This is a genomic window from Treponema sp. JC4 (genome assembly GCF_000260795.1).
Taxonomy (GTDB): Bacteria; Spirochaetota; Spirochaetia; order Treponematales; family Treponemataceae; genus Treponema_D.
This window is the reverse complement of the sequence record NZ_AJGU01000058.1, coordinates 1-8,147: the sequence shown is the minus strand read 5'-3', so window position 1 is coordinate 8,147 and position 8,147 is coordinate 1. Positions and strand designations below refer to the sequence as shown.

At 38.8% G+C, this 8,147-nt stretch carries 6 protein-coding genes; 4 read left to right on the top strand and 2 right to left on the bottom strand.

Annotation, left to right across the window (positions count from 1 at the left end):
• The first annotated feature begins 49 nt into the window (after positions 1 to 49).
• The 3 genes from MSI_RS12435 to MSI_RS12425 are packed head-to-tail and all read left to right on the top strand — an operon-like array spanning position 50 to position 2,534.
• Positions 50 to 391, top strand: coding sequence for a hypothetical protein (locus MSI_RS12435; protein WP_009107632.1), 342 nt, complete (start codon positions 50 to 52; stop codon positions 389 to 391).
• Positions 388 to 735, top strand: a complete 348-nt coding sequence (tnpB, locus tag MSI_RS12430) for an IS66 family insertion sequence element accessory protein TnpB (protein ID WP_081481397.1) — start codon at positions 388 to 390, stop codon at positions 733 to 735. The genes MSI_RS12435 and tnpB overlap by 4 nt, the downstream gene beginning before the upstream one ends.
• A 53-nt stretch (positions 736 to 788) precedes the next feature.
• On the top strand, positions 789 to 2,534 hold the full coding sequence (locus MSI_RS12425; protein ID WP_009107628.1) for an IS66 family transposase: 1,746 nt from the start codon (positions 789 to 791) through the stop codon (positions 2,532 to 2,534).
• Between the two features lie 136 nt (positions 2,535 to 2,670).
• On the opposite strand, the gene MSI_RS12420 is transcribed toward MSI_RS12425, so the two are convergent.
• A complete protein-coding gene (locus MSI_RS12420; RefSeq protein ID WP_009107626.1) occupies positions 2,671 to 3,411 on the bottom strand; it encodes a DUF6675 family protein in 741 nt (246 codons plus the stop codon).
• 12 nt (positions 3,412 to 3,423) lie between these two features.
• A complete protein-coding gene (gene mfd, locus MSI_RS12415; RefSeq protein ID WP_009107624.1) occupies positions 3,424 to 7,029 on the bottom strand; it encodes a transcription-repair coupling factor in 3,606 nt (1,201 codons plus the stop codon).
• Between the two features lie 40 nt (positions 7,030 to 7,069).
• On the opposite strand from mfd, the gene MSI_RS12410 reads away from it, so the two are divergent.
• Positions 7,070 to 8,047, top strand: a complete 978-nt coding sequence (locus tag MSI_RS12410; RefSeq protein WP_009107622.1) for a hypothetical protein — start codon at positions 7,070 to 7,072, stop codon at positions 8,045 to 8,047.
• The last annotated feature ends 100 nt before the right edge of the window (positions 8,048 to 8,147 follow it).

The following is an 8,147-nucleotide window of genomic DNA, read 5'->3' as shown; positions in this document are numbered from 1 at the left end:
TTGCATGTCCTATAATCTTCTTGATTTTTAAGATCAAGGAGATTTTCTTATGATATTCCCAGTCAAAAGAGTAAAAGAAGAACTCATCAACGAGTTTGCAGTTTCAAACATGGATATTGAAACCTTCAGTCAGATGCACAGCATCCAGCCGGATGCATTAAAAAGCTGGATAGATGAAGTGATGCATCCAGCACCTGCGAAAAACGAAGTCTTTTCAACGACAGATTTTGTAGAACTTGATATTCCAAAAGTAACAAAACAAGGAATAACTCTTTCAAAGAATCGAAAAGATTTAATTACAGTAAGAGCCGGAGGAATCGAAATTGACATCCCGATAGAAACCTGCGAAACAAATCTCTTTAAAATCCTTCAGACGGCGGCAAGTATATGAGATTAGATTTTTCACATACAAGAATAATTATCAGACCAGGAACTACAAATATGCTTGCATCAAAGGATCAGCTGCTTGAAATCATAAAATCAATAATGAAGGATGACCCTTTCAGCGGAGCAGTATTTCTATTCTGTAACAGAAAAAGAAATATTCTTAAAATGATCTGGTGGGACAGAACTGGATTCTGGGTAGCACAAAAAAAACTGGAAAAAGGACATTGGCCATGGCCTGATACACAGGAACAGGTAAGGCAGCTTAATCTTGAACAGATAGAAATGCTTCTAAAAGGTGTTGATTTCTTTAAGGGACATGATGAATTATTTTTTTCAGAAATAAATTAAAAAAAATTTTAAAACCACTTTTTAAATTTTTTTAAAAATGCTACTCTTTAAATGTGGGAAATGAAGGGGAAATAACATTAGAAGAAGCTCTCAAAATGCTTGCTGCTGCAAAGCTGCAAATTGCTGAACAGAAGCAGGAATTGAAAGAAAAAGATGCTGTTATATCTGAGAAAGAGCAAAAAATAAATGTCCAAATTTCCTTAATAAATCAAAAGAACAAAGAACTTGAAGCTGAAAAGAAAGAAAAGGAAGAGCTGCGAATAGAGAACCTTCGACTTCAGGAAGAACTGTCATCACAGCTTACACACAGATTCTGTTCCCATTCAGAAAAAGCAGATAAACAGCCGCTTCTTTTTGATTTTGAGGATGAAGATCTTATACCTTCAGACTCAGAAATTGCAGAAACTGTAGCCGGTGAAGGACCATACAAGGAAATAAAAGTCTGCGAATATATCCGCAGGAAATGCGGCAGAAAAGCAATTGATGATTCAACTCCTACAAAACAGATTTATCACGATATTCCCGAGGAAGAAAAAGTCTGTGCATGTGGATGCAGACTGAAGAAAGTAGGGGAGAACTCTACAAAACGCCTGAGAATTATTCCTGCAAAGATGTATGCAATTGAAGATATTTATCCAAAATATGCATGTCCAAACTGTGAAGGAAGCGGTGATGAAGATAATCCAGTATTCCGTCAGGCTCCAGCTGTAAAATATTTCATTCCTAAATCAATTGCAACAAATGAACTCTTAGCCTATGTAATGACAAATAAATTTTGCGAGCACATGCCGTTCTACCGACAGGAAAAGGCTTTTGAACGCAGATGCATTACAGTTACCAGGGCTGATATGTCAAACTGGCAGGAACAAATTTATAAAAGACTCAAACCTTTAGACAGTTTGATTATGGAACATATTAAAACCGGCACAACTATGAACATGGATGAAACAACGGTCAGGGTTCTCAAATATAAAAACCAGACTGAAAATGAAAATCGTCAGAAATCATATATATGGCTTGGAATTGGAGGGCCAAAGAATAAAAAAGCAGTAATTTACAGATATTACGAAAGCCGGAATGCAAAATTCATAAGACCATTCATCAATGGATTTAAAGGCTGGCTCCAGACAGATGAATATCCTGGATATGAAACTGCACTCAAAGAACATAATCTTTTATATCCGGATGATAAAATCATTCATGTAGCATGCCTTGCACATGTAAGAAGAAAATTCTTTGACGCTTCTTTAAACGGCAAATCTTCAGGTGCCGGAAAAGCCGTAAAATACATTCAGCTCATTTATAAAAAAGAGGAAGAACTTATTGAAATGAATCTTCCTCCTGAAGAATTAGTCTCTAAACGAAAGGAATTGATAAAGCCTATATTTGACGAATTCCATAAGTGGCTTTTGGAAATGGAACCAAAAGTACCTCCCACATTGAAGTTTGGCAGAGCCATCAATTACGCTTTATCTTCATGGCAGCATTTATTGAACTATCTTGATTGTCCGGATTTGTTCGTTGATAACTCCATTGCAGAACGGTCAATCAAACCATTTGTAATTGGGCGTAAGAACTGGCTTTTTTCAGGAAGCGAAAAAGGTGCTGAAAGTTCATGCTTCTTATTTACTCTTATTGAGAATGCGAAATACTATCATCTAGATCCATATGAATATTTGAGATGCGTTTTTGACCAGTCTGTAAACTGTAAGACTAAAAAAGATTATGAAAAATTACTTCCCTGGAATATCTCAATTTCAGCATTTCATGAAGAGGGTACCTGGAAAAATGACGCGTAGGAGGTTAAAAATTGACGCTTACCCTATAAATAATCTTCATTTGGGGTAGACAGAACCTACATTATAGAAAGTAGCTGAATTATAGTAATTAACCTGGGTTGTTTTTTATATGCCCCGGCCACTCATCATAAGTTACTTATTTTGCATTAATCTGGCTTTCGAACCAGGTGTACATTGAATCAATGCGGCGTTCAAAGGATTTGTTTAAGCGGTTTTCAATCATGGCAAGTTTTACGTATTTTGCTTTTACATTTAAGTAAAGAGTGAGTTTATCTGAATCAGCCTTTTCTTTTAGTACTACAAGATTTATTACCAGATTATCAGCTTTTACAGCCTTAACAGGTCCAAGTTTGATAGGTTCTACAAGATGAAAATTCACTGCAATTTCATTGTCTCTTTCAAAGTATGAAAGCTCGTAAACGCAGCTTCCAAGGGAGTGATCTTCTAAAAGACAGTAAAGTTTTTTACCGTCTGATGACAAGGTTTCTTTTATCTCTTCCTCGCCTACTGGATTTTTACTTTCGGGACTGTCTATAAAAGTAGCCACTTCGTATAAGGTTTCCCATTTTTTGCTGCCTGTTGAATAATACTTAATGCCCTGCATTGAAGAAATTGTACGAAGTATCTGGGAAATTTCAGACATTGATTTATCGTTATCAAGGTAGAAAATCTTTTCACGGAAAAGGCTTGGATCTGTGTGTAAAGAATAATCTGAAAGAATCTTTGGAAGTAAAAGACTGTCTTTAATTTCTGAAGAAATACTTGTATCAGGATCTGAATTAGCAAAGGCTGCCTGGATGTCTTCTGGAGGAAGATCTTTTGCGTGGGCAGATACAAAAGTTAGAGAAACTAGCAGTGGTAAAAGTAATTTTTTCATAATAACCTCATATTATCCTAATTGACTCAATTTTTCACGTATAAACTCAGATTTTTCTTTAAGACCGATTTTTCCAAGCTTAAGGAAAATCATGTTAGGAAGCTGCGGATCCAGCCTTATGGTTCCCGGATTTTTCTGCAAAAGCTTCATAAACTTATCAATTGAAATATCTGAAACTTTTTTGAATTCAACTTTAACTTCGCCCTGACGTTCACGAAGAGAAGAGATTTTAAGCTTTTTACAAAGAATCCTGATTTCAGCAAGGGCAAGCAGACTGGAAACTTCTTCTGGAATCGGACCGAAACGGTCATTTAGCTCGCCGAGTACAGAATCAAATTCTGCATCAGTTGTAACTGAAGAAATCTTTTTGTAGATTTCCATTTTAATTTGCTGGTTAAATATGTAAGTGTCAGGAATAAAACCTGTATATTCCAGCTCCATAATAACGTCGGAATGTTCAGCCGCATCATAATCTTTCTGTGCCATAAGACGGTTGACGGCGTCATTCAAAAGACGGACATACATATCAAAACCGACAGAATAAACTTCCCCGGACTGGTCGCGACCTAAAAGATTTCCAGCCCCGCGGATTTCCATATCCTTCATTGCAATCTTAAAGCCGCTTCCAAGCTCAGTAAAGTCACTGATAACCTGAAGCCGCTTCATTGCAACTTCACTAAGCGCCTTGTGCTCCGGGTACAAAAGATAAGCATAGGCCTGTCTGTCGCTTCGCCCTACCCGGCCCCTCAGCTGGTAAAGCTGGCTTACCCCGTACATATCGGCTCGGTCAATGATGATTGTATTTACGTTTGGAATATCAATTCCGTTTTCGATTATGGTTGTTGCAATAAGAACGTGGAAACCACCCATCTTAAAGCGGTGGAAAATATCATCCAGTTCTGTACTTGTCATCTGGCCGTGAGCAACGTCAACTAAAACTTCCGGCACAATCTGTTCAATTTTATGGCGTACATCCATCAAAGTTTCAACGCGGTTATGAAGATAGAAAATCTGTCCGCCCCGCTCTATTTCCTGCCTGATTGCATGGGCAACGCGGGCATCGGTATATTCATCGATTACTGTTTCAATCGGCTGGCGGTTCTGAGGCGGCGTTGTCAAAAGACTCATATCACGGATTTTCAAGAGACTCATGTGAAGGGTGCGCGGAATCGGGGTCGCAGACATGGTAAGGCAGTCGATGTTGTTTTTCATCACCTTAAGGCGTTCCTTGTCTTTTACGCCGAATCTCTGCTCCTCATCAATAATCATAAGGCCCAAGTTCTTGAACTTTACGTCCTTCTGGATAATGCGGTGGGTTCCCACAAGTATATCAACTTCGCCCAGTGCAAGCCTTGTCAAAGTCTTTTTCTGCTCGGCGGCGCTTACAAAACGGGACATACGCTCAATTTTTACCGGGAAGTTCTTAAATCGCTCTACGCAGTTGTCATAATGCTGTTCTGCAAGAATTGTTGTCGGCGCCAGAAAGGCAACCTGTTTTCCGCCCATAACAGCCTTAAATGCGGCTCGCATTGCAATTTCGGTTTTTCCGTAGCCTACATCACCGCAAATCAGGCGGTCCATAGGAACCGGCTTTTCCATATCAGCCTTGATGTCTTCTGTAACCGTAATCTGGTCAGGTGTGTCTTCGTATGGAAAGGCTGCTTCAAAGGCTGTCTGCCATTCAGTTTCTTTTGGAAAGGCATAACCAACTGCCGCCTGACGGCGTGAATACAAATCAATAAGCTTTTGGGCAATTTCTTCAACCGCTGCCCTTGCCTTTGCTTTTCGGCTTTCCCAGGCCTTGCTTCCAATGCGGTCAAGACGCGGATGATCTCCTTCGTTACCGATATAGCGCTGAACAAGATTTACCTGTTCGATTGGAACAAAGGCATATTCTTTATCAGCATATTCAAGCTTAATGTAATCACGCTCGTTGCCGGCTGCCTTTACACGCTCAATTCCGTGGAAAAGTCCGATTCCCCAGTTTACGTGAACAATATAATCTCCCGGCTGCAGTTCAACAAAGGTATCAATCGGCTTAGACTTTGCTTTATTTACGGTTTTCGGAACATATTTTCTGCGGCCAAAAATCTCATTTTCCTGAATTACAAGGAGTTTAATTTCCGGCACAATAAAGCCCGATGAAATCGCGTTAGGATAAAGCTCCAGAGGATGAAGCGGCACTCCCCCTTCTCCGCCTTCAATAAATTCCTTAAAAATCTCCTTTAATCGCAGCGACTGGTTTTCGTTGTCTGCAAAAATGTAAATGTACCAGCCATCCTTCTGCATTTCGCGAAGTTCATCTTTCAGGTAGTTTATATTGCCAAAATAAGAGTGTCCCGGTTCGCTTTCAATTTTAATGACTGATGATGATGCGCCGGCTTCGCCAGCTCCGGAGGTTAAGGCATCTTCCTTCTTATCAGTCGCCACTGTACGCAGCAGTATGGCATTATCTGTGTCAGCGAGGAGTTTTTCAAAATCAAAAAGAACTTTTTCCGGTGGTAAAACAGGAAGACTTTCATGTGCTTTACGGTAACTTGCATGGAATTCCCGGTCAATAAGAAGCTTTGCATTATCCATGCGGTCGTAATCGTAGAAAAATACAAAGGCAGTATCGTCAAAATAATCAAGGAAGCTGTAAGGCCTTTCCCACAAAAGCTGATATAAGAACTCTTCACCTTCGCTTTCATGGAGGGTTTTTAATTCAGAAAGAATCTTTTCCTTTTGCTTTGAAGCTTCCTCTGTAAAAGGCATGACAGCCTTTGCTTCATATTCTTCAAGGTTTTTAGAAAGAGTCTGGACAAGTTCTTCTGTCCATAAAACTTCCTTCATAGGATAAATTGTGACATCATCACGGCTTTTAATGGTCGACTGAGTGTCTGCATCAAAATCCTTAAAGCTTTCAATTTCATCAAAATCAAAAATTATGCGGACTGCGTTTTCTTCTGCCGGAAGAAATATATCAAGAACTTCACCGCGAAGGCTGAATTCGCCTCGTACTGTAACCTTAGGGACTCTTGTGTAGCCAAGTCCTGTAAGCTTATCTGCAATTTTTGCTGTATCAAGCTTTGCACCTTTTTCAAGCTTAAAACTAAGGGAGCGGAGATATTCCGGCGGCGGAAGCGGAGATAAAAAGCTTCTTTCCGGGACAATAAAAATGCGGGCCTTTTCTTTTATGGTAAGCTGCTTATTTTTTTGAACAAGTTTTGATAAGAAGCCTGCCCTTTTTCCAAATACAACAGAACCAGGCGCTGCAGGACGGTAAGGTAAAACTCCCCAGGCAGGAAAAACAAGCACTTCGGCTTCCGGAAAAACGGAATTAAAATCAACTGCAAGATTATTTGCTTCAAATTCGGTAGGAACAACAATCAGAATATCAGTAGAAAAGGAATTGTATTTTGGACTTTTTTTGCTGCTTGCTGAATATTGCAAAGCCTGTATTGTCTTTGCGTGTTTATGGCGGGAAAATTCCTGAATAAAATATGAAAAGAGGCTTCCGTGAATGCCTGTAAGCGTCTGTGGAAAGCTTTCATTTTCGTAAGAGGAAGTTATCTGTTCTGCCGCCTTATGAAACTGCTGCCAGTTATGCAGAAGGTCGTTTATAGTTAATGATTTCATTTTTTTCTACCGATAATATAATTATAAAAGGAGAACTATTTTGTCTTTACGTAAACTTTTTGTAATTATAACAACTCTCTTTGTTTTTGGACAGACTTTTGCCCAGTCGCCTTCTGAGACTCAAGATTTTTCCAAGGCTTCTGTGAGCATAAAATATTATAATAAAAACATTTATTACCCTGGACCTGCAGAAGAAAGTCCTGTTTTTGTACATATCTCAATTAAAAATAATGGTACAGAAACCCTGCGCTTTAAGCTTGCAGATGACAGAATGTTCAGCATTGATTTTAATGCCTACACTGTAAAAAACAGCCGCCTGGAACAGACTGTAAACCTTATTGAGCGCCGTACAACAAATCAGACTGTTTACTTCCGTGAGATTTCTCTTGAACAGGGTGAAGAATACTCTTTTGTAGAAAACGTAAAGGACTACCTTAATATTACAGAAAGTTCGATTTACTATCTTGAACTCCTTTTCTATCCTGAATTGTATAAATCAAAATACCTTTCTCTTAAGTCTAACCGTCTTACTCTTGAAATTTTACCAAGTCCTAAGGCAACTGCATCAAACTTTATTGCAGTAAAAGAAAAATCTGTAGAGCTTCTCCGCCCTGCTGATATCGCTCCTGATAAGGTTGTTGAACAGACAATTATTGCCCGCCAGAAATCTTTGTGGGATCAGTATTTCCTCTATATGGATCTTGAATCACTTTTGAAAAGAAATTCAAACCTCAATAAAAAATATATTTCCTCTTCTGCTGAAGAAAGAGAGCGAATCCTGACTACTTTCAAGGCTGATTTAATGCAGACAAAAATTGATACAGATATTGTTGCAATTCCTGAAAAATTCCAGATTGAAAGAACTACTTACTCACCTACTGAAGGAAATGTAAGTGTTATTGAATGGTTCAAATATCAGAACTTCAGCGAGAAAAAGCGCTACACTTACAAGCTGCGCCAGCGCGAAGGTGTATGGCAGATTTATGATTACAATGTTGTAAACCTTGGAACTGAGTAGTAAAAATGAAAGTTCTTATTATTACAGAAAATAACAGAAATCAGTTCAAAAATCAGCGCAATAGTTAAATCCTACGGCGCAGATACAATAATTTATAAAT

Bases quoted from the DNA above. Each gene is read 5' to 3' on its own strand.
- MSI_RS12435 (WP_009107632.1), top strand. From the start codon at position 50: ATGATATTCCCAGTCAAAAGAGTAAAAGAAGAACTCATCAACGAGTTT.
- tnpB (WP_081481397.1), top strand. From the start codon at position 388: ATGAGATTAGATTTTTCACATACAAGAATAATTATCAGACCAGGAACT.
- MSI_RS12420 (WP_009107626.1), bottom strand. From the start codon at position 3,411: ATGAAAAAATTACTTTTACCACTGCTAGTTTCTCTAACTTTTGTATCT.
- mfd (WP_009107624.1), bottom strand. From the start codon at position 7,029: ATGAAATCATTAACTATAAACGACCTTCTGCATAACTGGCAGCAGTTT.